This is a genomic window from Methylocaldum szegediense (assembly GCF_949769195.1).
GTDB classification, from domain to species: domain Bacteria; phylum Pseudomonadota; class Gammaproteobacteria; order Methylococcales; family Methylococcaceae; genus Methylocaldum; species Methylocaldum szegediense.
In genome coordinates, this window is the sequence record NZ_OX458333.1 from 3,678,186 (window position 1) to 3,702,622 (window position 24,437).

22 protein-coding genes are annotated in these 24,437 nt (G+C 57.4%); 14 read left to right on the plus strand and 8 right to left on the minus strand.

Annotation, left to right across the window (positions count from 1 at the left end; translation table 11 throughout):
• Positions 1–55 precede the first annotated feature (55 nt).
• Positions 56–964, plus strand: a complete 909-nt coding sequence (locus QEN43_RS15920; protein ID WP_026609328.1) for a hypothetical protein — start codon at positions 56–58, stop codon at positions 962–964.
• On the opposite strand, the gene QEN43_RS15925 is transcribed toward QEN43_RS15920, so the two are convergent.
• Entirely contained in the window at positions 863–1,828 is a 966-nt protein-coding gene (locus QEN43_RS15925) for an IS481 family transposase (protein ID WP_317963396.1), read from the minus strand. The genes QEN43_RS15920 and QEN43_RS15925 overlap by 102 nt on opposite strands.
• Positions 1,829–2,507: 679 nt before the next feature.
• On the opposite strand from QEN43_RS15925, the gene QEN43_RS21840 reads away from it, so the two are divergent.
• The 8 genes from QEN43_RS21840 (at position 2,508) to QEN43_RS15960 (ending at position 10,643) form a co-directional block, all read left to right on the plus strand.
• Positions 2,508–2,759 carry a helix-turn-helix transcriptional regulator gene (locus QEN43_RS21840; RefSeq protein WP_084161651.1) on the plus strand — a complete coding sequence of 84 codons (252 nt, stop codon included), beginning with the start codon at positions 2,508–2,510 and terminating at the stop codon, positions 2,757–2,759.
• A 532-nt stretch (positions 2,760–3,291) separates the two neighbouring features.
• The gene (locus tag QEN43_RS15930) at positions 3,292–3,549 is read left to right on the plus strand and encodes a hypothetical protein (RefSeq protein WP_317963397.1); all 258 of its coding nucleotides are present in this window, start codon (positions 3,292–3,294) and stop codon (positions 3,547–3,549) included.
• Positions 3,550–3,565: 16 nt separating this feature from the next.
• Positions 3,566–4,060 carry a DUF7673 family protein gene (locus QEN43_RS15935; RefSeq protein ID WP_156912655.1) on the plus strand — a complete coding sequence of 165 codons (495 nt, stop codon included), beginning with the start codon at positions 3,566–3,568 and terminating at the stop codon, positions 4,058–4,060.
• Positions 4,053–4,343, plus strand: coding sequence for a hypothetical protein (locus QEN43_RS15940; protein ID WP_026609333.1), 291 nt, complete (start codon positions 4,053–4,055; stop codon positions 4,341–4,343). The genes QEN43_RS15935 and QEN43_RS15940 overlap by 8 nt, the downstream gene beginning before the upstream one ends.
• Complete coding sequence (locus tag QEN43_RS15945; RefSeq protein ID WP_026609334.1) at positions 4,340–4,570, plus strand: hypothetical protein; 231 nt, start codon at positions 4,340–4,342, stop codon at positions 4,568–4,570. Before QEN43_RS15940 ends, QEN43_RS15945 begins: the two co-directional genes overlap by 4 nt.
• A complete protein-coding gene (locus QEN43_RS15950) occupies positions 4,571–7,552 on the plus strand; it encodes a DUF927 domain-containing protein (protein WP_317963398.1) in 2,982 nt (993 codons plus the stop codon). It abuts the gene before it with no gap.
• Between the two features lie 323 nt (positions 7,553–7,875).
• Positions 7,876–8,613: a hypothetical protein gene (locus tag QEN43_RS15955; RefSeq protein ID WP_026609335.1), complete on the plus strand. Its 738-nt coding sequence runs from the start codon at positions 7,876–7,878 to the stop codon at positions 8,611–8,613.
• Positions 8,614–8,783: 170 nt separating this feature from the next.
• Positions 8,784–10,643 carry a phage tail tape measure protein gene (locus QEN43_RS15960; protein WP_317963399.1) on the plus strand — a complete coding sequence of 620 codons (1,860 nt, stop codon included), beginning with the start codon at positions 8,784–8,786 and terminating at the stop codon, positions 10,641–10,643.
• A gap of 547 nt (positions 10,644–11,190) precedes the next feature.
• Here the strand turns inward: QEN43_RS15960 and QEN43_RS15965 are convergent.
• The 4 genes from QEN43_RS15965 to QEN43_RS15980 form a co-directional block, all read right to left on the minus strand.
• Entirely contained in the window at positions 11,191–11,436 is a 246-nt protein-coding gene (locus QEN43_RS15965) for a zinc ribbon domain-containing protein (protein ID WP_202901082.1), read from the minus strand.
• A gap of 22 nt (positions 11,437–11,458) precedes the next feature.
• Entirely contained in the window at positions 11,459–11,677 is a 219-nt protein-coding gene (locus tag QEN43_RS15970; protein WP_026609338.1) for a helix-turn-helix domain-containing protein, read from the minus strand.
• Positions 11,678–12,337: 660 nt separating this feature from the next.
• Positions 12,338–12,589, minus strand: coding sequence for an ogr/Delta-like zinc finger family protein (locus QEN43_RS15975; RefSeq protein ID WP_026609340.1), 252 nt, complete (start codon positions 12,587–12,589; stop codon positions 12,338–12,340).
• A 388-nt stretch (positions 12,590–12,977) separates the two neighbouring features.
• A complete protein-coding gene (locus tag QEN43_RS15980) occupies positions 12,978–14,069 on the minus strand; it encodes a PA0069 family radical SAM protein (RefSeq protein ID WP_051331454.1) in 1,092 nt (363 codons plus the stop codon).
• A 59-nt stretch (positions 14,070–14,128) separates the two neighbouring features.
• Here QEN43_RS15980 and moeA point away from each other — a divergent pair, with 59 nt between their 5' ends.
• Entirely contained in the window at positions 14,129–15,397 is a 1,269-nt protein-coding gene (gene moeA, locus QEN43_RS15985; RefSeq protein ID WP_026609341.1) for a molybdopterin molybdotransferase MoeA, read from the plus strand.
• A 138-nt stretch (positions 15,398–15,535) separates the two neighbouring features.
• Here the strand turns inward: moeA and QEN43_RS15990 are convergent, their stop codons facing one another.
• A complete protein-coding gene (locus tag QEN43_RS15990; RefSeq protein WP_051331455.1) occupies positions 15,536–15,844 on the minus strand; it encodes a PilZ domain-containing protein in 309 nt (102 codons plus the stop codon).
• A gap of 446 nt (positions 15,845–16,290) precedes the next feature.
• On the opposite strand from QEN43_RS15990, the gene aceE reads away from it, so the two are divergent.
• From aceE to lpdA, 3 genes are all read left to right on the plus strand, one after another.
• Positions 16,291–18,978 (plus strand): pyruvate dehydrogenase (acetyl-transferring), homodimeric type, encoded by a 2,688-nt coding sequence (gene aceE, locus QEN43_RS15995; RefSeq protein ID WP_051331456.1) that lies wholly within the window; start codon positions 16,291–16,293, stop codon positions 18,976–18,978.
• Positions 18,979–18,988: 10 nt separating this feature from the next.
• On the plus strand, positions 18,989–20,332 hold the full coding sequence (gene aceF, locus QEN43_RS16000; protein WP_026609344.1) for a dihydrolipoyllysine-residue acetyltransferase: 1,344 nt from the start codon (positions 18,989–18,991) through the stop codon (positions 20,330–20,332).
• Positions 20,333–20,421: 89 nt separating this feature from the next.
• Positions 20,422–21,843, plus strand: a complete 1,422-nt coding sequence (lpdA, locus tag QEN43_RS16005; RefSeq protein ID WP_026609345.1) for a dihydrolipoyl dehydrogenase — start codon at positions 20,422–20,424, stop codon at positions 21,841–21,843.
• A gap of 56 nt (positions 21,844–21,899) precedes the next feature.
• Here the strand turns inward: lpdA and QEN43_RS16010 are convergent, their stop codons facing one another.
• Entirely contained in the window at positions 21,900–23,231 is a 1,332-nt protein-coding gene (locus QEN43_RS16010; protein WP_036267881.1) for an AmpG family muropeptide MFS transporter, read from the minus strand.
• Complete coding sequence (locus QEN43_RS16015; RefSeq protein WP_026609347.1) at positions 23,209–23,988, minus strand: exodeoxyribonuclease III; 780 nt, start codon at positions 23,986–23,988, stop codon at positions 23,209–23,211. The genes QEN43_RS16010 and QEN43_RS16015 overlap by 23 nt, the downstream gene beginning before the upstream one ends.
• A 197-nt stretch (positions 23,989–24,185) precedes the next feature.
• Between QEN43_RS16015 and rpmE the strand changes: the two genes are divergently transcribed.
• Positions 24,186–24,389 (plus strand): 50S ribosomal protein L31, encoded by a 204-nt coding sequence (rpmE, locus tag QEN43_RS16020; protein ID WP_026609348.1) that lies wholly within the window; start codon positions 24,186–24,188, stop codon positions 24,387–24,389.
• Positions 24,390–24,437: the final 48 nt, after the last annotated feature.

Consider the following 24,437-nt stretch of genomic DNA (forward strand, 5'->3'; position numbering starts at 1 on the left):
CCTTACCCGAATGGCGCGGCTCCTATCGTAAGGGGAAAGCCAAAAGGGGGATTTGATGTCTAGTGTTCCGCCGACCGATTTAAGGTGGTTTAAGTTATCCCGCTACGAAGCTTGCAAGCGCTGGAGCCTGGAAACATGGCTTAGGGTTTTGAAAGGGCGCAAGTTTTGTTACGAGTTTTGCGACGAGAAGAAGAGATATCTTGATGAATGGCCTAAGAATCTTGAGGCGTTGCTTAAGAGCGGGGAATTGGTTGACCGTGAGGAAATACTGAGGATTGAGGAATTACTTAATACTTTAAGAAAAAGCCGCGGGAAGAAAAGAATCCTTAATGAAGCCTGCCAGCGTCTGAGAGGATGTGGCTACTTCCTTGATATTTTCCGAGACCCGCAAGAACTCCTGGACGAAGAGCCTGGCCTAAACCAATATGTGAAGTTTGAGCTTGGTGATCAAAGGACCAGTGTGGAACCTTTGAGCTTCACTGAAGCAAAGCGTTTATCGGAAGTCGTTCATGTGGCCGAATTTTATATGGAGCCGAAATACGATATCGTCAGTTGCGTGGACCGCGGGTTTCGTAACTCACCATCCCAAGACGAGGGAAGATACGGCCCTATGAAAGTCGGCGTTCGTATTACAGACCCCAAAGAATACGAGATATACCGCAAATTATTGGGATATCCATCTGATATTACCGGGGACTACAAGGATGTGGTTTTAGACAGCGATTTTAAGAGGCTTTCAGTCGATGAAGTAATTGGGGAGAAACGCCGAGATTTATTACCTTTGGATCGGATTTATTTAAGCGTGGATCCCTGGGCTGACGAAAGCGTTTTTATCGCGGAAGCGCTAGCTTGTAGAAGGAATCTATGTGTCAAGTCCCGCATGATTGTAAACCCTCTTTCGAAAAAGATGAGGATGGGACAGTTGCCAGTTTTTGAGTGCTTGAATCGGGGTGAGATGGCCTAAGGCCTTTTGGGGAATGTGATGATTGTACAGCTCGACATAGCGGTGCAGGGTGGTGTCCAGATCGGCGGTTGAATCGAAGTGATGGGTTTGCAACACCTCCTCGATGCGGCCATTGAAGCGTTCCACCAGGCCATTCGTTTGGGGCCGGCCCGGCGGAATCAGGCGATGTTCGATGCCTTGTTCAGTACAGAGGCGGTCAAACTCATGCGTCCCCGAGGGCTGCCGAGTTCGGGTCAGGAAACGGTCGGTAAACTCCGAGCCGTTGTCGGTCAGGCATTTCTGGATGCGGAAAGGCGCGGCCTGAATCACCGCTTTGAGGAAGTCCTTTGCGCTTAAGGCGGAGCGGTTGGGCTTGAGGGCGACATAGACCCAGCGGGTGGCGCGGTCGATGGCGACGAACAGGTATCGGCGGGGTTCGCCGTCGATGGCGGGCAAGTACTTAACATCCAGGTGAAGGAAGCCGGGCTCATAGGCCTTGAAGGGTTTGACCTTCGCCTTCTCTGTAGGCGGAAGCAGGGTCTTGAGGGACGCCACCCCGTGGCGGCGCAGGCAGCGGTCTAGCCCGGAACGGGACACGGCGGGATTGAGAAATTCCCGGGTCACGGCCAGGAGATCATCCAAGGGGAGGAGCAGAGCTTGGCGGAGGTAGACCACGATGGCTTCCTGGGCGGGCGTGAGCGTGGTTCTGAGGGTGTGGGGCCGATGCGAGGCATCTTCGACCGAGGAGCGGTGTTTCCACTTGCGGACGGTCGTTCGGCTAATGCCATGCTTTTGGGCCAAGGCGCGCTCGCTCAACGTGGACGCTTGAATGGCCTGCCGAACGGCTGGGGTGGTACGGGCGTTCTTATGAAGACGAATCTGCATGGTGATGGACCTTACTTGGACGAACCAAAGATCTCCTGGAGAAGGCTCCGGGCTTCAAACAGAGCATAACGCCTTCTCGGTAAATAATCATACGGGACGTGACATCTATGCGCTCGGCTTGGCATTAAATCTGTCGATTTGAAGCTACCCCAATCACACGACCAATTTGAGAGGTTGCGTCACACATGGTGCAAGGATCAGCTGCTGCCCTTTCTAGATTTGACGATTTTTTCCCGCGTGATGAATTGCCCGTTTAAGAATGATGGTGAAATTTATTCGAGGTTAAGGCTATTTCCGGAGGAAAAGAGCCAGCACAGCAACCCAGCTCAGGCGATCAGTGCACAAACTCGCCCCGATGCGGAAACCATGATATCCGACGAAATGATCCGTGCTTTGACTGCTATCGCCTACAGGCCGACGCCCGCCGGCCCGAGCCGCCCAAAGAAAACTAAGACCTTGAACCTCCCCACGGCTTGAAAGCCGGGGGATTCCGGACGTTTACGCAGCATGGCGTAAACCCTCGTGGCTCGTTCCGAGCCCGGTAATAAGCGTGTTGATCGCTGCGTCATAAATCTGCCGAGATGTCAATCGCGATATCGCGGGCGCAATAACCCGACTGAAATCTTTCGACGGTCCGTGCAAGCTCTTTAAACCGATAAACAACGGGGGCTGCCCAAAAATGACCACGAAACTCGAAATACTTCGCCCGGCGGAAGCCCGAAAAATCACCGGCTTGGGAAAGACCCAATTTGCGGAAAAACAAAACCCCAAAAGCAAATATTTTGACCCTACGTTCCCGGTGGCCGTGGCGTTGGGTTGCAGATCGGTAGGTTATTACCGGCACGAGCTGGAGCAGTGGTTAGCATCGCGTCTGCGGATTACGGCAGAGGAGCGCCGGCGGCGCGCAACCGCGCGGGGGGCCGCCGCATGATACCCGCGACGACCCACGCGCCAGACTTTACCCGTATCGTTGAAATTGGGAGCCGCCCGGACGTGCTAAGCGCCGGGGTGCTTGCAGGGTTTTTGCCCTCTACAATCCAACGGGCGTACAAGGAGGCCAAGCGCCAGGCAAAACGTCCACGGGAGATCGCTTTTGCTCTACCGAGCTGGGAGTCTGACCCAAGGTATGTGATAGCGAGTTCTGGAGGCCGATACAGCGTAGCCTTGCACTACTCGATTGATTGCCCGGTTTGCCGCGTAGTTTGCTTTACCAAATCAGCAGATGACCCCGATACGGCCGCCGACTATAAAGACGCCGTCTTTGAGTTTTTGGAAAGGCTCCGGCGCCGCATCATTTATTCCGGCAGATGGCCCTACCTGAAGATAGGTGATTGGTCTGATCGGTGCTTACGGGCTCTCGTTATTGGAGGCGACGTCGAAACTGTCCGATCGATCGTCGATCGCTACGCTGGCGACAACTATCGGCATGGCTTTGCGGCTCTTGTGAAACCGGAGGACAAGCCATGGTCTTGACAAAGCCCACAAGCCGGCCCATCCTTTTCGCGCTGCTGCAAAAAACAGTAGCCGGGCGTGGAAACCCGAATAATCTCAAGGCGACTAAACGCCTCACCATGGCGTTTTTTTACGCCTGCTTTCTGTCTATGGCGGGCGGCGCATGGGCAGGTTTCGGCCTGGCCGGTGTCCTTGAGAGCCGGTTTTCCACCCCGTGTGTCGTTCGCCGCCTCATCCCGCGTGGAAACGGGACCGGCGGCTCCACTTAATCTCAAGGAGCCAATCATGAATACTCCATCCACGGGCGAAAACCGCCCCGATATTGCCCTCATTGCGCGCGCTACGCGCATCGCCCTACAGCAATTCCCGCTGGCCGATAACGAAGATCTGCTCGTTACGATGCCGTTCTTCAAGCTGGTCTATCTGCTGACGCTTGCTTTGGAGGAAGGAGGTCGCTTAGCAGCATCTCAACCGAAAAAAGAAGACCTTATCGCCAGCCTGAAAGCCCTTTTGGCCTTCGTTGAGCAACACCCGGGTACCGATAGCGCTCGCGTCATCGTGTCGGTTCTGTGTTCGCTCTATTACGGCAACCGTTTCAAGGTCGATCTGACCGGACTTCGACAGATCGATCGAGCCAGCTTAGAGCACGTTTTGAATGTGCTGCGCCTGGACCATTCGACCGCCAAGGAAGTGCACGAATATTTCGAGAACGGTAGCGCGCGTTGGGAGGAGATGTTTTCCGCCTACGGCTTCACCAAGGGAGGACGCAGCCATGGGTAGAGAGCTCAATCTGATGCTGACGCGACTGACTCCGGAGTGCCGCGAAGCCATCGCGGAAATTACGCGAAGAGATTACTCCCACACTGAACTACTCGGACGGATCATTGACCGCGTTCGGGGCCTGGCCGGTGTGATGATGATGGCCTCGGATGAGCGCGACATTCTGTTTCCTCAAGATGTCTCCGAGGTTGCTTCGGCAATCCGCGAAGACATGGAAATCGCGAAGAAAGTTTTAAAGGACTTCGAGCGCCAGTTCGGAATTGGTTTGGAGCGTTCCCAATGAACAACGTTATCCAATTCCGACCGCAGAGAAAAAATCAGCCTTCCTCGAAATGCCGGTTCACCAACCTGAGCGAGGCGGATCTTCGCTGGCGCTGCGCGGCAACGCAGGAGCTGCGCCGGCTCCGCGATCTGACGGGCGAGGCCTCGCCGGTCGGCGAGCGGCTTGACCAGGCTTATCGAGTGTTGCTCAGGGCAACCGTCGAGATTGCGGACATCGGGGGGTGGTAGATGGCCGTGACCAAGCCTTCCCTCGAGCTGACACAACCGCTTCCGGCGGGGTCGGCCGCCGAGGCCTTCACCGCCGATCGTGGCGATACTCAATCGCAGTCGGCCGGATCCTCCACCGCTCATTTCGGCGAGGCTGCCCAGGGCAGGCCGGCGCGAAGCCGGAAAGGGACTATCCCACCAACGGCTGCCAACGTCCGGGCCGCTCTGTCCTATCTATCGCCCGACTGTGACCGCGACACGTGGGTGTCGATCGGGATGGCTGTCAAAGATGCCCTGGGCGATGCCGGCTTTGAGCTGTTCGATGCGTGGTCCAGGGACGGCCAGTCCTACCGGCCGGCTGACTGCCGCGACACCTGGAAGTCCATCAAGCCCGGCGGCGCGACCACCGTCGCGACCCTGTGGCGCTTGGCCCTCGATGCCGGCTGGCGGCCGGACGGCGAAGCCCACGAGGAAACCGAGGCCGAGCGCCAGGCGCGCGAGCGGGAACGGGCGCGGCGCGCGGAACGTGAGGCCGCAGACCGGGCCAAGAAAGCCCGGGCGGCTGAGAGGAAGACTGCGGAGCTGGCGCGGATCGTGGTTCCGGCCGGTGAGAATCATCCCTATCTGATCCGCAAAGGGGTTAAGCCGACTGAAACTCTCTTCGAGATTCCCGCGGATCGACTGGCCACAGCTATAGGCTATGCGCCCAAAAGCGACGACGAACCGCTGGCCGGTCGCGTGCTGGTGGCCTTCGTGGAGCATGACGGCCGACGCGCGACAGCCGAGTTCATCGATGCCACCGGCCGCAAGTCTGCCCTCGCCGGAGGGCCGAAGAGCGGGGGCTATTGGGCGGCGCAGCCATTACCGGACGGCGATGGGGCCGGCCTGGTGCTTCTGCTCGGTGAGGGCATTGCGACCGTTTTATCAGCCCGCGAGGCAACCGGATACCTGGCCATTGCGGCGCTGTCGGCCGCGAACTTGCCGAAAGTCGCCACGGCGTTGCGAGCGCGCTATCCCAAGGCCCGGCTGATCGTGTTGGGCGATGCCGGCAAAGCCGTGAAGTACGCCGAGCAAGCGGCCAAGTCTACGGGCGCGGCGCTGGCGGTACCTGGCTTCACGCCAGAGCAAGCCTCCGCGTTCCAGAGACAGCACGGCAAGCAGCCCACCGATTTTAACGATCTGGGGGCGCTGGCCGGGCTTGAGGTGGTCAAGCAGCAAATCAGACAAGCCGAGCGTGCCGGGACTGGGATGCCGGCCGCGAAGTCCGAGCTGCCGAAAGGGTTCAAGCTGACCGACAAAGGGCTCTTCTTCCTGGAAGAAGGCGAGGATGAAGCCACCGATAAACGAAAAATCTTCGTGTGCAGCCCTTTGTTCGTTACCGCCGAAACCCGGAGCAAGGATCAAACGCAATGGGGGCGCCTGCTTGAATGGAACGACCGCGACGGGCACGCCCACGCTTGGACCATCCCCATGGCCATGCTGGAGGGCGAGCCTTCCGGCGTTTGCTCGGTATTGGCTGACGGCGGCCTCATCGTCGGCGTCGGCTCCAAATCCCGCAATCTTCTGATCCGCTATATCAAAGAGTGCAAACCTGGCGCTCGGGTGCGCTGCGTCAACCGGATCGGCTGGCACGGCCCGGTGTACGTCCTTCCGACCCAAACCCTCGGCGAGCGGCAAGGTGAGCGCGTGCTGTACCAGAACGGCGCTTCGGGGCCGGGCGACTTTCGCCAGCGCGGCAGCGTCGCCGAGTGGCGGGAGTCCGTGGCCAAGCTATCCGCTGGCAATTCCAGACTGATGACGGCTATCGGCTTTGCCTTCGCCGCGCCCTTGCTCCAGTTCGTGCCCGGCGAGGAATCCGGCGGCGCCCACTTCCGTGGTGATAGCAGCTGCGGCAAGTCCACGCTCCTGTGGGCGGCGGCTTCGGTTTACGGGCAACCATCTGGGGACGATTCATTCCGAAAGGAGTGGCGGGCGACCGGCAACGGGTTGGAGGGCTTGGCCACGTCGCGGAATGACTCGCTTTTGATCCTCGACGAGATGGGCCAGGTGGACGGCCGTGAGGCCGGGAACATCGCCTACATGCTGGCCAACGGCCAGCCGAAGCTTCGTATGGCCGACAACACCGGGCTGCGCAAAGCCCCCTCATGGCGGCTCCTTTTCCTATCGAGCGGTGAAATCAGCTTGGCCGATCACATGGCGGCGGCCGGCAAGACGATTAAAGCCGGCCAAGAAAACCGGCTCGCCGACATTCCCGCCGCGCCCTTTACCGGGTTCGGCGTATTTGACCGGCTCAACGGCTATCCGTCGGGCGCCGAGCTGTCGGTGGCGATCCGCGAGGCTGCGGCGAAGTATCACGGTGCCGTGGGTATTGCGTTTATCGAGCGTGTTGCCGAGATCCAGGAGACTTTGCCCGATCGTCTGAAAACCGCTATCGCCCGTTTCGTAGCCGATGTCGTGCCGCGCGGGGCGAGCGGTCAGGTGGACCGCGTGGCAAAGCGCTTCGGCCTGGTCGCCGCGGCGATCGAACTGGCTGGCGAATTCGGGTTAACCGGCTGGGACCCAGGAGAAGGCACGTGGGCGGTCAAGGCATGCTTTGCTGATTGGCTCCACCAGCGTGGTGGCGCGGGCGACCACGAGGTAACGGCGATCCTGTCGCAAGTTCGGGCCTTTTTCGAGGCCAACGGCGAAAGCCGTTTCTCCGACTGGGAGGCCGCCGAACGCGTCGCCAACAGCGTGGAGGATGAACGGCGCGTCGTCGCCAATCGCGTGGGATTCCGGCGCCGGAGCCAGACCGAAGGCTACACCTACTATGTACTGCCCGAGGCGTTCAAGCGCGAGGTATGCGCGGGGCTCAACCCAGATCGGGCCGCGCAAGTGCTTAAAGAACACGGCTGGCTGGAGCCTGATAAACAGGGCAAAAGCTCACAGAATCAAAGGCTTCCTGGCTTTGGCAGGCAGACCCGGTGCTATGTATTTACCCCCAAGATGTGGGAAATGCCGTAACCGTTTCCGGGTAGGCCAAAAACCGGGTGTAACAGGTGTAACAAGCTAAGAAAAACCTAGCAATTACGCGGGTTCCAGAGGGAGGGGGCTTGTTACACGAGGGCAAAAACAAGGTGTAACAAGGTGTAACAGGTGTAACAGGTGTAACAGGTGTAACAGGTGTAACAGGTGTAACAGGTGTAACAGAGTGCGAAAACAGAAAATCAGCAACGGCGCGGCTTTCAGAGGTTGTTACACCTGTTACACCTGAAAAAACGCTTTCCCGAAAAAACATTAACGACTGGAACAAAAATCGACCTTCCCCACAACCAACGAGGACCATGATGAGTACTACCGAAACCACTACGACCATCGCCACCCAGGAAGCCCTGGACGCATTCAATGACGCTCAAGCCGAATTCTTGGAGTGGCGAAGCAAGCTCAACGCGTTACAGACCCGGGCCGAGCAACAGCAGGCCCTGGCCAAGGAATCTGAAGCCGAGGCGGCATCGCACAAGGAAGCTATCGACAAGCTCATTCGTGACGAGAGCGTCGATAAAGCCAAACTTCACGAGCTGACCGCCAAGCACAAGGCGGCGCTGAGCCTGGCCGAGCAATATCTAGCCTTCGCCGACGAACTGCTTCAGGAGAAGGAAAAACACCGGCCCTATGCGATGTTGGCCGCGGAGAGGTACTACTCTTCTTGGGAACGAGCCGTTTCGAGCGTTGTCGATTCTGAGGTTTCCTTGATCCTGGATGACATCCGGGACCGCTTGCTTCGGGCCGTGAAGCTGAAGGAACTGGCCCTTAAGATGGCTCAGAGGATGGTCAAGACGGGTATAACCTCTGACGCCTATGGTCGCGACAACCTTACCGATCTAGCTTTTGGTGAGATTAAGCGCCACCTCGCCAAAAGTCTTGAAGGATTTAATCTGGATTTGGGTTCCGGCGGCGCCTTGGCCCTGTTAGAACGGAAGCCGGACATCCGTCCCTTCACCAGATCCGAGATTAAAAACCCGATGACCATCGTTAAGTTGAGGCAGGATCTTGCGCGAAAGCAGTGCGAAGCACAGCGCGCGTAGGTTTCGTCCGGCGGGGGGGGGATGCGAGTTGTTTTTCCACGCTGTGGTGGAAAGTCCGCCATACGCCACATTGAAGGCAGATATCAATGAACAATAGGCTTACATTTATCGTCTCCCTGCTGAACCGCGTGAGCGGTCCTGCCAACCAAATTTCCCAGTCGCTGGACCGGATGACCCGGCAGGCCGAAGCCGGCTTCCAGCGTATCGGCTACGGCGTAGCGGGGCTAGTCGGCGCGGGTTACAGCGTCGCCAACTTGGTTGGCCCCGCGCGGGCCATGAATAACGCCCTGAGTACCGTCCAAGCGCTCGGAGGGGATATGCAAACCCTCACCCAACTGGACAAACTGGCCAAGAGTTTTTCAGTCGAGTTCGGCGATAGCGCGGCCGATTTCGTTAAAAGCGCCGCCGCCATCAAGAGCGGGATCGACGATCTCACGGGAGACGAGATCGCGCGCTTCACCTATGTGGGCAACTTGCTGGCCAAGAGCGCGGAATCGGATGCCGCGACCATCACCAAAGTCATGACCTCCATGTACAACGTGTTCAAGCAACAGGCCGACGCCATGGGGCGCGCCGAGTGGGTGGCGCTGATGGCGGCGCAAGTCACGCGCGCGGCGAAAATCTTCAGGACCGATGGCCAGCAAATGGCCGAGGCGTTCGAAGGCCTCGCCGCGACCGCGACGAACGTCAATAGGCCGATGCACGAACAGGTCGCGGTGCTCGGCAAGCTGCAAGGGGTCTTTAAAGGGGCGGAAGCGGCCACGAAATACGTTTCCTTCCTCCAAGGAGTCGGCAAGGCGCAAGAAAAGCTTGGACTCAAGTTCACCGACAGCCAGGGGAAGATGCTATCTGTCGTCGAGATCCTGGAGCGCATCCGGGGCAAGTTCGGGGAAACCTTTACCGTCGCCGACGCCGATTTGTTGAAAAAGGCGTTCGGCCGTAAGGAGGCGGTTTCTTTTATTCAGACTCTGATGGTCGACCTCGAGGGCCTCAAGGCCAACATAGACGAAATCAGCCAGGTTCGCGGTCTCCAAGACTTGACCCAGATGGCCCAGATCTTGGCAGACCCCTTCGACCGCGTAACAAGGGGCGTCGAGGCGCTCAGGATCGCCGTCGGGCAGAAAATGATCGATGCCATGATGCCGACGCTCAACAAGATCGTGGAGATCGAAAAGCGGATGATCGGCTGGACCGATCGATTCCCAAAGCTCACAGCCCTTATCGGCAAAGGCACGCTCGCTGTGTTCGGCCTGATTGCCGCAATTTCGGCGCTTTCTATCGCCGTGGGCGTTTCCAAGTTCCTGATGATTGGTTGGCAAGCGGCGTTCGGCGTACTCAAGTTCGCCATCCTCAACATGCTCCCGGCGCTCGGCAAGTTCGTCGCTGTCGTCCTCTTCGACGCAGTGCCGGCCATCGTGAGTTTTACCCTCGCCTTGCTCGCCAATCCGATCACCTGGATCGTCATCGGTATCGCCGCTTTGGTGGCGGTCATTGCCGCCGCGGTCATCTATTGGGACCAGTGGACCTCGGCCGTGATCGAATGGGCCAGCGCACTGGGCGAATCATCTGGACTCTTTGCCCTGGTCGACAACCTGATCGAGTATTGGAACAAGCTCCCAGTATGGTGGGACGAAACCGTTAACTGGCTGATTGCCAAGTTCGACCAGATCAGCGATTGGTGGACCCGCTTCACCAGTTGGCTGTCCAGCCTGAACCCGTTCGCCGGAATCTCCGCCGCCATCGATGGGGTACTCGGAAAGATAGCCCAGATCCCAGGCGTCGGCTCGCTGGTTAGGGCTATCGTGCCGTCTGCGCCGTCTCCGGTTATCGTGCCGTCTGCGCCGTCTCCGGTGCCGCCGCCCGCTGCGCTTTCGGCGTCGATGTGGGCCAACGTACCCGCTGGCGGCATTGCCAACAAAATTTCCTCGAAGGGTGGTGGCTTCCAGTTCCGGGACCTGCACGTAAACAACTACGGGCAGCCCATGAGCGGGCAGCAGCTGGTCAACGAACTTGCCTTCGCCGCGGGTTGAAGGCGCCTTGGCGAGGGGGCCGGCTGTGGATAGAGTATTTTTAACGGTTCCGGCTCGACAATTCGCCCGCATCCCCCGATAATCAAATCTTATCCTCTGTATCTCTAAACAGTCCTCAGTTGGTCCCAATCTGGCATCGACTGAGGGCTCTTTCTTCACGGTTTCGATTGCGTCCTCGGCCACGTGCACGCAGGCAGGCATCGCCCACACTGGCGATGGGAGCAGCTTGAATGCCTTGGCCTGGCGCTATCGCCAAAACCGGCGGTTTCGTACCGCGATCGCTTGCCACAATGGTCGATGGGGCGTCGTTCGACAGAATAGACACGAGGCCCCATACAGCGAAGACGCTTATCCACACGTAACGCCTGAGGCTGGTGCCCCGACGAAAAGCAGGAAGGCCGATCGAGACAGACAGCCGGCGCAAGAAGCGACTGGCTCTCTGGAGGCCAGATATGGCAATGTTTCCGATCTTTTTGGTGGTTTTCATTTCGCGTTTTCCGTTCTTTGACATCCTCCCCGGCCTGAAGGCCGGAGATTCCTACGGCGCTCAGGCGAGGCATTTAACCGCTCCTGAGTCGCTTCGGTGGGTTCCTGCTGCTGGCGACACTTCTGCATCGCTCACTTCACAGGCGCAACGGGCGTGTCCCGCCCTGAGAATGTTGATCGCGCCGGCCAGATCGGCGTTTTCCTCGAAACCGCACTCGACGCAGGCAAAGCGGGCCTGTGTGCGCCGGTTGTCGGCAGACACATGACCACACTCCGGGCAGGTGCGGCTGGTGTTCTGGGGCGGCACCGTCAGACTTGCTCATTCCTGCCTAAAACGGAAACTGTTCGCGCTTGATGGCGTTCAGTTGCCGCCGCAAGGCGTGTTGCGTGGGTTTGGGTAGGCTGTTGTCCAGTTTCCATGCCTCGTACTGCCGCTTCCACTCGACCAGCGCCCAGTTATAGGCAAAGCGGGCCGTGCCTGCGGCGCGGGCAAAGTAGGTCGCTTGCACGTTGTTTGGATCGAGCGCGATGCGATGGGCGATCAGCATTGCGATGCCTCCACGGCGGCCTTGAGGAAGAAGCTGTTCCCGCTGTTTTCAATACGATGGCCCGAAAAGCCTCTTGGTGGCATCTGCATGGTACATAGGTACCACGCAGATGCCCAGAAAACGGCCCAAATAGACGCTTTCCGCCACTCGCTCGTTGCCGAGAACCGCCCAGTGCGGAATGTTGCGACGGAGCACTAGACCAGATTTCAGGAAAAGAAGCGATTGGCGGTTGTCTGGCCTATCGCCCTCGGGACGTGTTTTGCGACGGCTCGTAGACCGAGCAACGGTGAGGGCCGCTATCCGCTTGGGTTTTTGCCTGGCGAGAACATAGCAAGAGATGTTGTTTTTTTGCAACATTTTGCAGTGCAGTGGCAACAGCTACTTCGAAAGGGCAGCTAATGTTATGAATTTATTATGGAAATCCTATATTTCGGGGGCATCCCCATCTGCAAAATGCAAAAAAATGCCAAAAACCCGGCAGGCGGGGAGGAGTGCGCGGCTCGCGTTCGGGGCGGGTAGGGTTTAAAAGCAAAAATCGTGCCAAATCATGATGGCGCAGGTTTTGGCACTAGACTTGCATATATATCCGGCGGCACGGATGGGCCAGATCGTGTGGGCCAACGCCAATGGTGGCGGTGAGGGCCTTGGGCCATCAGATAGCTAGAGATCGACCATGCCGCGCAGCTTGGCGCGTTCCTCGGCGGGGAGCGCTCTGATGATAGTTGCGGCGAGTTGGGCGGTGACGTTGACCGGCGGATTGATGGTGTGACTGAGGGCGAGACAATAGACGAATGTGGCGCCGCAGCTGGCGACGTTCCGGCAATGACAATAGAGATTCACGGCTGTCTTGGTTTGGGGGTGCCTACTGGTGATGGCGGCCTTGCCTCCACAGTGTGGACAGTTGATGCGCATGAAGCTTTTTGCTCGTCGGTGGCTTCGCCCCATAGATTCTAGCCTTTGTGCTTGATAAATATAGGGACTGGAAGCATTAAGAGCATGCTTTTCTGTTGAAAGGGGTCTGATAACAGCAGACCCCTTTCCCTTTTTAGCTATTCGCGGAGATTTGGTAACCGAAACAGTGGGGCAAGTCTGGGGGCAATTTTCCCGACACGAATTTTGTTTTTCAAAGAAATCAATGGGATATAGTGTGATTAGATGGGCTCTCTCGCCACATGGCTTAAGAGCGAAAAGTCCGGAAGAAGTCAGAAAAACCCGCGAGCGGTAAGGCTCGGCGGGTTTTTTGTCGCAATCCGTTTTTTCAGGCTCGATCCCGGGACTGCCAAATCCGCTTGCCCCCACGTTAGAACAAACTCGTTTGCACCGGACCATCGACGGGTCGTCGGAAAAGCTCCGAATTGGATCGGATTTCCACGGTGTTGAGCCCGGTTTTCTTGAGCGCCAGCAGAAAACGTTTCCGGATCAGATCGGCATAAATACCCGACCCGGACTGACGAACCCCGAAACGCGAGTCGTACAGGTTGCCGCCATGGAGATCGCGGATCCGCGCCAGAATATGTTTGGCTTTCAAGGGAAAGTGGGTTTCCAGCCATTCACGGAACAATTCGGTTACTTCAAGGGGGAGTCGCAGCATGATGTAATTGGCCCGGATGGCTCCGTGTTCGGCAGCTTGCGTAAGGATGGTTTCGAGCTCGGCATCGGTCAGAACCGGAATGACCGGGGCCACCATTACGGTAACTGGTACGCCGGCGTTTGCTAGTGTGCGGATCGTTTGCAAGCGGCGCTGCGGGCTGGTTGCGCGGGGTTCCATGATTCGCGCCAAACCTTTATCGAGTGTGGTGATCGAGATCTGAACTTGGGCCAGATGATCTCGAGCCATGGCTGACAGGATGTCGAGATCGCGCTCGATCAATGCCGATTTCGTGGTGATACTGACCGGATGGCGGCAATCGCGGAGTACTTCGAGGATTTGACGGGTGGTGCGCCATTCCCTCTCGATCGGTTGATAGGGATCGGTGTTGGCTCCTAAAGCGATCGGGGACGGACGATAGGTTGTCTCGCTCAGTTCCTTCCGAAGCAGAGCGGCCGCGTCGGATTTGGCAAAAAGGCGGGTCTCGAAGTCCATTCCCGGTGACAATCCCATGTAAGCGTGGCCGGGGCGTGCATAGCAATAGATGCAGCCATGTTCACAGCCCCGGTAGGGGTTGATAGAGAGCTCGAACGGGATGTCTGGCGAACGGTTATGGGTGATAATGCTGCGAGCGGTCTCATGAGTCACGCTGGTTGTCAGCGGGGGCGCATCCTCGGGCCACCAGCCGTCGTCGATCTTCTCGCGCACGGTCTTCGAATAGCGGGAATCCCGATTGCTCACCGCTCCGCGGCCTTTTCTCGGCATGTTCGGGATACGGATATTTTCGAATCCATCGTCACTCATATCTATCACCGATAGTACCATTTCACCGGTACAAAGGTTTCCGAAGAACGGGTTTCGACATGACTACGATTATCCAACCGAGTTGCAGCGATAATGAAGAGCCCGGCGCACTTCATGTCGATGACGCTTTAGCCCATATGCTGAGTGCCGTATCGCCGGTCAAGGGTTATGAGCAAGTCGCCTTGCTCGAAGCCGTTTCCCGAGTTCTGCACGAGCCCGTGGTCTCGCCCATTGATGTTCCGTCGCACACCAATTCGGCAGTCGACGGCTATGCCTTGAGGGGAGAGGATCTGCCGGGACCCGGTGACGTCGCGAGGTTCCAGGTGGTAGGGACGGCTTTGGCGGGAACGCCGTTTGTCGGAGAACTGCTTTCGGGGCAAGCGGTGCGCATCATGACCGGCGCGTCTATGCCGAACGGAGCCGATACCGTGCTGATGCAGGAGCATGTCGATTTCGATGGGGAGCGGATTTCCGTGACTGGCGGGCGACACCGTGTCGGAGACAATGTCCGCCTGGCCGGGGAAGATATCAAGCAGGGTGAGACCATTCTGAAACCGGGACGCCGTTTGACCCCGCCGGATATCGGCTTAATCGCCTCAATGGGAATCGGTGAAGTCAAGGTTAAGCGGCGTCCGCGGGTGGCTCTCTTGTCGACCGGAAGCGAACTCCATTCGCTCGGGAAGGCTTTGGGGGGTGGCGGCGTATACGACAGCAACCGATATACCCTCCATGCGGCGCTGAAGCGCTTGAGCGTCAAGGTGATGGACCAGGGTACCGTACCCGATGATCCAGAATTGCTGACGGAAGCTTTCATGCGAGCGGCTGCTGCGGCCGATGTGGTGATTTCCACCGGCGGCGTGTCGGTCGGCGAGGCCGATTTCGTCAAAGAAATTCTGTCGTCGATCGGTACCGTCGGTTTTTGGAAAATCGCCATGAAGCCCGGTCGCCCCCTCGCTTTCGGAAGTATTGGCGGCACAACTTTTGTCGGCTTGCCGGGAAATCCGGTGGCAGCGATCGTCAGTTTCTATCGGTTTGTCCTTCCATTGCTTGAAAAGAAGATGGGCGTTCAGGAATATTCCGTCATGCCCATGTTGAAGGCCAAGTGCGTCGAACGTTTAGCAAAAAAGCCGGGGCGTACGGAATATCAACGAGGCATTCTGGAACGGACAGAAACCGGGGACTGGGAGGTTCGTACGACCGGCAGTCAAAGTTCAGGCATCCTTCGTTCGATGAGTTTGGCCAACGTCCTGATCGCGCTGGAACACGATCGCGCGGATGTCGAACCGGGTGATTTGGTCGATGTCTTGCCTTTGGCCTATTTGATGTAGGGAGGCAATTGCTTATCGCCAAGGGCCGGAACATTGATGCCCACCTCTGCGGATCCGAAAGCTCCTCGAGCGGCCCAGGATCAGAGGTTTGCTCCGATAGGCTTTGAAGCCAGGTAGCCGCGTTGGATCTCGAGTCCATCAGGTTTCGCGAGCACCCGGGGTTTTGCCAGACTGCCAAAAACCGAGGCCGATTCCGTGCTGCGATTCCCGTACGACAACGACCGAATACCGAGCCAACCGTATCAGGTTGCCGTGTTCGAGGGTAAAGACGAGCCTGGCCGTCTCACCAATGAGCCGCTTCGACGGTTTCGCGACTTCGATGAAGACGCCTGAACGGCTTATGTTTTTCGCGATGCCTCGTAAGGGAGCGCTAGCCGGCATGATGAGATAAGCGGAAATTCGCGAATCGAGCCGTGGCGCACGCCGGCGTTCCTTCTCCGAATTCATCCTGCTTCCTAACATAGGGGGCAACCGGTTGTCTAAAACAGGGATTCACGCTCGAACGGTGCAACTATGCGTCCGTTGGCGAGCGAGGATGTTCTTGTGCCCGGGATGGAGTGAGCACCCAGCGATGATAACAGGTGACGGAAGTTCATTAAATCGCCGACCAACTCATTTTTCACATTCTCTTTTCTGGCGTAATCGGCTCTTAATCTGTAACATTTTCCGATTGGACTTTTTTCCAACAATATCACGTTGACCGCGTTCAGAAGCAAAGTCAGAGTTGCACGGTTCCGTCATCACTGGATCAACGGTTCGAGAAACATGCCAGGAATTCTTTCGTTAACAACGCGATTTTCAAATCGGTACTCTGACCCGATGATTTGGAGCGCGCTTGCCCACGTTCGAAAAGATTAACTGGAAGACCTTAAATCACTGGAGGAATCTTTCCTATGTCCGCCGTGAGTTTGTCTCACCCATCACAAATCCTTAAGAGCGAAAACGATATCGATCCCGAAGAAACTCGTGAGTGGCTGGAGGCCCTGCAGGCGGTCATCGAGACGGAAGGTATCGAACGGGCGCATTTCCTGATCGAAAGCCTGGTCGACCAGGCGCGCCGGGCGGGAGCGAATCTGCCTTATAAGGCGAATACGGCGTACATCAATACCATCCCGCCTCACATGGAGCCTCGCTTGCCGGGCGATGCCGGTTTAGAGCACCGCATACGCTCTTACATCCGTTGGAATGCGATGGCCATGGTGGTGCGTGCCAACCGCAAGTCCACCGAATACGGCGGGCACATCGCGACCTTCGCTTCGGCGGCGACGCTTTACGACGTGGGTTTCAATCACTTTTTTCGCGCCCCTAACAAGGACCATGGGGGAGACCTCATCTACTTCCAGGGACACGCCGCACCCGGTATTTACGCGCGTGCTTATCTCGAGGGGAGATTGACCGAAGAACAACTCGACAATTTCCGCGCCGAGATCGGCGGCAACGGTCTTTCGTCTTATCCGCACCCTTGGTTGATGCCGGACTTCTGGCAGTTCCCGACGGTGTCCATGGGCCTCGGGCCGCTCATGGCGATTTACCAGGCGCGCTTCATGAAATATCTGGAGGACCGGGGGATTTTGAAGACTGCGGGCCGTAAAGTCTGGTGTTTCTGCGGTGACGGAGAGATGGACGAACCGGAATCCATGGGCGCCATCGGATTGGCCGGTCGAGAAAAACTCGACAATCTCATCTTCGTCATTAACTGCAATCTGCAGCGCCTAGATGGGCCGGTACGGGGCGACGGCAAGATCATTCAGGAACTCGAGGCCGAATTCCGCGGCGCCGGATGGAACGTCATCAAAGTTATTTGGGGCTCCTATTGGGACCCGTTGCTGGCCAAAGACAAAGACGGGCTCTTGAAAAAACGCATGGAGGAAGCCGTGGATGGCGAGTATCAGGCGTACAAAGCGAAAGGCGGTGCCTATACTCGCGAGCATTTCTTCGGCAAGTATCCGGAGCTGAAGGAAATGGTGGCCAATTTGTCCGACGAGGACATCTGGCGCCTGAATCGCGGTGGACACGATCCGCACAAGGTTTATGCCGCTTATCACGCGGCGGTGAACCATACCGGCCAGCCAACGGTGATCCTCGCCAAGACGGTCAAGGGTTACGGCATGGGTAGCGCCGGCGAGGGGCTCATGACCACGCACCAGCAGAAAAAGATGGACGAGCAGGCGATCCGGGCATTCCGCGACCGTTTCAAGATTCCGATTCCCGATGACAAGCTGGCAGAGGTGCCGTACTACAAACCGCCGGAAGACAGTCCGGAATTGCGCTACATGCACGAGCGTCGAAAAGCTCTCGGCGGTTACCTGCCACAGCGCCGCCGCGACGCGCCGCTTTTGCAGGTACCGGACTTGGATGTTTTCGAATCTCTGCTGAAAAGCACGGAAGGTCGGGAAATGTCCACGACTATGGCGTTCGTGCGTTTGCTGACCCTGTTGCTGCGCGACAAGAAGCTGGGCAAGTACATCGTTCCCATCGTTCCGGACGAAGCCAGGACTTTCGGTATGGAGGGACTGTTCCGCCAGTACGGCATTTATTCATCCGTGGGACAGCTGTACGTCCCTGCGGACGCCGGTGGGGTGATGTATTACAAGGAGGATAAGTCGGGCCAGATCTTGGAGGAGGGCATTTGCGAGGCGGGTTCCATGTGCTCCTGGCTTGCGGCCGGAACGGCTCACACCAATCACAACATCCAGATGATCCCTTTCTACATCTACTACTCGATGTTCGGGTACCAGCGGGTGGGGGACTTCATGTGGGCCGCAGGCGACATGCAGGCACGCGGTTTCCTGATCGGCGGAACGGCAGGGCGTACGACTTTGGCGGGCGAAGGCTTGCAACACCAGGACGGACACAGCCATGTGAATATGTCGGCGATTCCCAACTGCGTGGCTTACGATCCGTGCTTCTCCTACGAGCTGGCCGTGATCATTCAGGACGGACTCCGGCGGATGTACCAGGAGGGCGAGAGCGTCTTCTATTACATCACGGTCATGAACGAGAATTATCCTCACCCGGAGATGCCGGCGGGTGTCCGAGAGGGGATCGTCAAGGGCATGTACAGATTGAAGGACGCTGGCAAATCGGCGCAAGCGCAACTACTGGCCAGCGGTACGATACTCCGCGAAGCCCTCGCCGCAGCGGAGTTGCTGGAACAAGACTTCGGCGTGAAAGCCAACGTCTGGAGTGTCACCAGCTTCACCGAGCTGCGCCGCGATGGATTGGACAAGCAGCGTTGGAATCTTTTGCACCCGGACCAGCCTCGTCGCATCAGTTACGTGGAGGAATGCCTGGCTGGAACCAAGGGGCCGATCATCGGCGCATCCGACTATATCAAACTTCTCGCCGATCAAATCCGGCCGTTCGTGCCGAGAGCCTATGAAGTGCTCGGTACCGACGGTTTCGGGCGCAGTGATCGGCGTTCCGAATTGCGGAGGTTTTTCGAGGTGGACCGGCATTACATCGCATATACCACACTGAAGGCTTTGGCCGATGAAGGAAGCGTGGCGATTTCAACCGTCAAGGAAGCCATGGCTAAGTACGGCATCGACCCGGAAAAGCCCAATCCAGTGAAGGTGTAAAGGCAACGCTATGGCAGTGTTGAAAGAAGTCGTCGTTCCCGACATTGGAGATTTCAAGAACGTCGAGATCATCGAGGTGCTGGTCAAACCCGGTGATGTGGTCAATGTCGAAGATTCCCTGATAACTCTAGAGAGCGACAAGGCGGCGATGGAAGTGCCGTCGCCTTTCGCGGGTGTGGTGAAGACCATGAAGGTCAATGTCGGTGATCGGGTGAGTCAGGGATCGCCGATATTGCAGTTGGAGGTCCAAGATCAAGCCGAGGCGAAGCCGGCCGAGGAGCCCGCGCCGGTCGTGGAGGCGAAACCCGAAAAGGTGGTAGCCGAAGAAGTGGAGGCTAAGCCTGTCGCCGAGCCGACGAAACCGGTTCCAGCGGAGCCCCAGTCAAAGCCCACGCCCTCGCCGGTTATTGCCGAACGAGCTCTGAAAGCCGCCGAAGAAGATCTTGCGCATCCGCCTCACGCGAGCCCATCGGTTCGGAAGTTCGCTCGCGAGTTGGGCGCTGATCTTAGAAAAATTAAAGGCACGGGGCCCAAAGGTCGCATCTTGAAAGAGGATGTTCAAGCGTTCGTAAAGGAGAGCTTGAAGCGGGCGGAGCAAGCATTGGCCGGTGGCGTTTTGGCGATGCCGCCCCAGCCGGAGATCGATTTCGCGCAGTTCGGGGTAATCGACCGCCTGCCATTGTCACGCATCAAGAGACTTTCCGGTCCGAACCTGCATCGCAGTTGGGTCAGCATTCCCCACGTCACGCAGCACGACGAAGCCGATATCACGGATCTCGAAGCGTTTCGTCAGTCGCTGAAGAGCGAGGCGGAAAAGCAGAACGTCAAACTGACCTTTCTGCCGTTCGTCATGAAGGCTGTGGTGGCAGCGCTCAAAGCCTTTCCGACGTTCAATTCTTCCCTCGCAGGTAATGGCGAAGAACTGATTCTCAAGAAGTATTATCACCTGGGCGTAGCCGTGGATACTCCGGAAGGCTTGGTCGTGCCTGTCGTGCGGGATGTCGATCAAAAAGGCATTTTCGACCTGGCTAGAGAGTTGGCCGAGCTCAGCGCTAAAGCTCGCGGCAAGAAGCTGCGCAGCAATGACCTCGAGGGTGCATCGTTCACCATTTCGAGCCTCGGCGGAATCGGAGGTACGGCCTTTACGCCTATCATCAACCCGCCTCAGGTTGCGATCCTCGGCTTGTCCCGAGCGCAAACCAAGCCGGTTTACCAGGACGGGCAGTTCGTCCCGCGCTTGATGTTGCCCTTGTCCTTGTCCTACGACCACCGTGTGATCGACGGCGCCGAAGCCGCACGCTTCACGGTTTATTTGGCCGGGCTGTTGGCGGAGTTGCGGCGGGTTCTCTTATAGAGACAAGCATGCTCTCCCGCAAACGGATTCGAAACGGGAGCGACGGACCGCTGACCAGCAATTTCCCTTAAACAGAAGGTAAACAATCGATGTCGGATACATCCAGTTTGCATGCCGAGGTAGTGGTTTTGGGCGGTGGGCCCGGTGGCTACACGGCCGCTTTTCGAGCCGCCGATTTGGGTAGACAGGTGGTTTTGGTCGAACGCTATCCAGTGCTCGGCGGTGTCTGCTTGAATGTCGGTTGTATTCCTTCAAAAGCATTACTGCATGCCGCCAAAATTATTCAAGAGGCGCAGGAAGCGTCGAATTTCGGATTGAATTTCGGTACGCCCAGCATCGACCTGGAGAAACTGCGTGAGTGGAAGGACAAGGTCGTGAAGACGCTCACGACCGGCCTTGCCGGGCTCGCCAAACAGCGCAAGGTCACCGTCGTAACCGGGGTGGGTAGATTTTCGTCGGATCGATCGCTGACAGTCGAAACAGCCGAAGGTCCGAGAACAATCAGTTTCGACCATGCGATCATTGCGGCCGGCTCGCAGCCGGTCCGGATTCCCGGCTTTCCCCATGACGATCCGCGGATGATGGATTCCACCGACGCCTTAGAGCTGGCCGAGGTGCCCAAGCGTCTTCTGATCATTGGCGGCGGGATTATCGGGCTCGAGATGGCAACGGTCTATCACGCGCTGGGCTCGAGGATCACAGTGGTCGAACTGATGGATCAGATCATTCCGGGCTGCGATGCGGATTTAGTCAAACCTTTATATCAGCGCATCAAGAAACAGTACGAAAACATCTTCCTGAAAACCAAAGTCACGCGCATCGAGGCGAAGTCGGAAGGATTGCAGGCCTATTTCGAAGGCGACGAAGGTGCGCCCGAATCCGACCTATTCGACCGGGTTCTGGTCGCGGTTGGCCGGAAGCCGAACGGTCATCTGATCGGTGCTGAAAATGCCGGCGTCAAGGTGGATGAGAAGGGCTTCATTCCGGTAGACGAGTGTCAGCGGACCAATGTGCCGCATATCTACGCGATCGGGGATATCGTGGGCAATCCGATGCTGGCGCACAAAGCGACGCATGAGGGCAAGGTAGCGGCTGAAGTCATCTCCGGAGAGCGGACGGCATTCCAGGCACTGACGATTCCCTCGGTCGCTTATACCGATCCGGAGGTGGCCTGGATGGGGCTAACGGAAACGCAGGCAAAAGCTCAAGGTATCGCTTACGACAAAGCCGCGTTTCCCTGGGCGGCGAGCGGTCGGGCACTGGGCATCGATCGCAAGGAGGGCATGACCAAGATTCTCTGCGATAAAGAGACTAGACGCATTCTGGGGGCAGGCATCGTCGGCCCGAACGCGGGGGAGCTGATCAGTGAGGCCGTTCTGGCTTTGGAAATGGGGGCCGATGTGGAGGACGTCGCCTTGACGATTCACCCGCATCCGACCTTGTCGGAGACTTTCGCCTTCGCCGCCGAGATGCTGGACGGCAGTATTACCGACCTTTACATTAGAAAATAGGCGGAATCAACGCGAGAAGAGACTACCGGCAGGCGCTCGTCTGCCGGCAGAGCTTTTCAGTCGGGTGACTGTGAATCGGGTTGCGGTTCGAGGCGAGCGGGTCTTTCGCTTTTGTTTCCGCCGTTCCATGGCGCCACTTTGAATAACAGCAGCATGCCCGGCAGGGTGAGCGCAAAGCACAACCAGTAAAAGCGCTCCCAGCCTAGCGCTTCGATATGAAGCAGCGAAACATTCCCCACTTTGATGTCCCCACCTTCGACTAGAAAGCCGGTAAAGGCATTGGCCAGCGTTCGCGGAGTGGCGGCGAGGCTGGTAAATAGCGCAAACTGGGTGGCAGTGTACGCTGGATTGGTCGTAGTGGCGATATAGGCAACGAAAGCGGCCGTGCCCAATCCAACACCGAAGGCCTCGGCGCCGATAACCGCAGCCAATCCGGCTATCGTGTGGCCGGCCGTGGCAAGCCAGACGAAGCCGAGAATCACCAGGGCTTGTAACACGCCGAATATCCATAGGGACCGATGAATCCCCAGGGAAATCATCCAAATGCCGCCGAGAATGCCGCCCGCGACGTTCGGCCAGAGCCCGGCATGCTTGGCGACCACGCCGATTTCCGTCTTACTGTAGCCCATATCTAAGTAAAAAGGTGTAGCCAGGGCTGTCGCCATGCTGTCGCCGAGCTTGTAGAAAAATATGAACGCCAGCACGGTCAATGCGCCGCTCCAGCCTTTTCGCTGAACGAATTCACGAAAAGGATCGACCACGGCTTGACGCAGAGTCGACGGTGTCTGGCTGGAAAATTCTGGTTCGCTGCCGATGATTGTGAGGAGTAGCCCTGGGAGCATGAACAGCGCCGTGATCAAGTAGACGGTATCCCAGGACAAATAGTCGGCAAGAATGAGTGACAGAGATCCCGGCACGAGTCCGGCGATTTTGTACGCGTTCACGTGGATGACGTTGCCGAGTCCCTGTTCCTCGTCCTTCAGGATTTCGCGTCGAAACGCGTCTATGGCGATGTCCTGAGTTGCCGAGAACAAAGCTACGGCCACCGCCAGCCAACGAATGGTCGCGATGTCCGGTATCGGTGTCAGCCAGCCGAACGCCGGAATGGAGAGCAAGAGCGCGATTTGCGTCACGAGCATCCAAGTTCGGCGCCGTCCCATCGGCAAGCCGTACCGGTCGCACAGAGGCGCCCACAGGAATTTCCAGATATAAGGAAATTGAACCAAGGCCAGAAGCCCGATTTCTTTGAGATCGACACCACCATCGCGTAGCCAGGCTGAAATCAGGCTGATCAGCACGAAAAGCGGCAACCCGGAGGAGAACCCCGTGAGGACGCAGATCAGCATCCTCCGGTTGAATACCGCTTCACGCCAGGAAAGGGTAGTCATAGTCGATGGTGAGTGGCGCATGGTCCGAAAAACGCTCTTCCTTGTAAATGTATGCCGCTAGAATTCTGTCCCTGAGAGAAGGGCTGGTCACCTGGTAGTCGATACGCCAGCCCACGTTCTTGGCCCAGGCCTGACCGCGATTCGACCACCAAGTATATTGCTCCGGCTCCTGATTGACGACACGAAAAGCATCGACCCAGCCATCCTGCTCGAACACGATATCCAGCCAGGCACGTTCCTCAGGCAGAAATCCGGAATTCTTCTGGTTGGAGCGCCAATTCTTGAGGTCGATCGGTTTGTGGGCGATGTTCCAGTCGCCACAAAAAATGTAAGTCCGCCCCGATTGTGCACACTCGCGAAGGTATGGCAGAAACCGGTTCATGAAGTCGAACTTCACCGCTTGACGCTCCTCGCTGGACGAACCGGACGGCAAGTAAAGGGAAACGACGCTCAGGGAGCCGAATCTCGCTTCGAGGTAACGCCCTTCAGCGTCCAAGTCAGGCCAGCCGAGGCCTTGAACGATTTCGTCCGGCTCGCGGCGGCTATACAACGCAACCCCACTGTAGCCTTTCTTGACGGCGTCCAGGTAGTAGCACCGATAGCCTTTGGGCCAATATATCGGATCTTCCAGTTGGTGTGTCTGAACCTTGGTTTCCTGAAGGCAGACGATGTCGGCGTTTTGTTTGTCCATCCAGTGGAAGAAGCCTTTGCGCGCCGCTGACCGCACGCCATTCGCGTTGAAGGAGATTATACGCATTATGGTTTATATCTCAGATGGGCATAAGACCGCGGAAAGCTACTCGAAACATCGGGCATACCGTTCGATGAGGAGGGTCGGTGTCAGCCCAAAGCGGGAAGATTCGAGTTGCAGACGTTGCGGTAAAAGGTCGTTTTAAGTAAGATGAAAAATTTGTCGTCCCTTTGTAGTTCTGATTTGTTGGAGAGTACCTAATCATGAAGCCGGATATTCATCCCGAATATAAAGCCATTACCGTCCAGTGCAGTTGCGGCAACACGTTCGAAACCAAGTCGACGTTAGGTAGGGATTTGCACATCGAAGTGTGTTCCGCCTGCCATCCATTCTATACGGGCAAGCAGAAGATCGTCGACACCGCCGGTCGAGTCGACAAGTTCCGGCGGAAATATGGACGGGGTTGATTTTCGGGCCCCATCCAAACCGCTCGAAACCGCTTGGCCACGTCGATT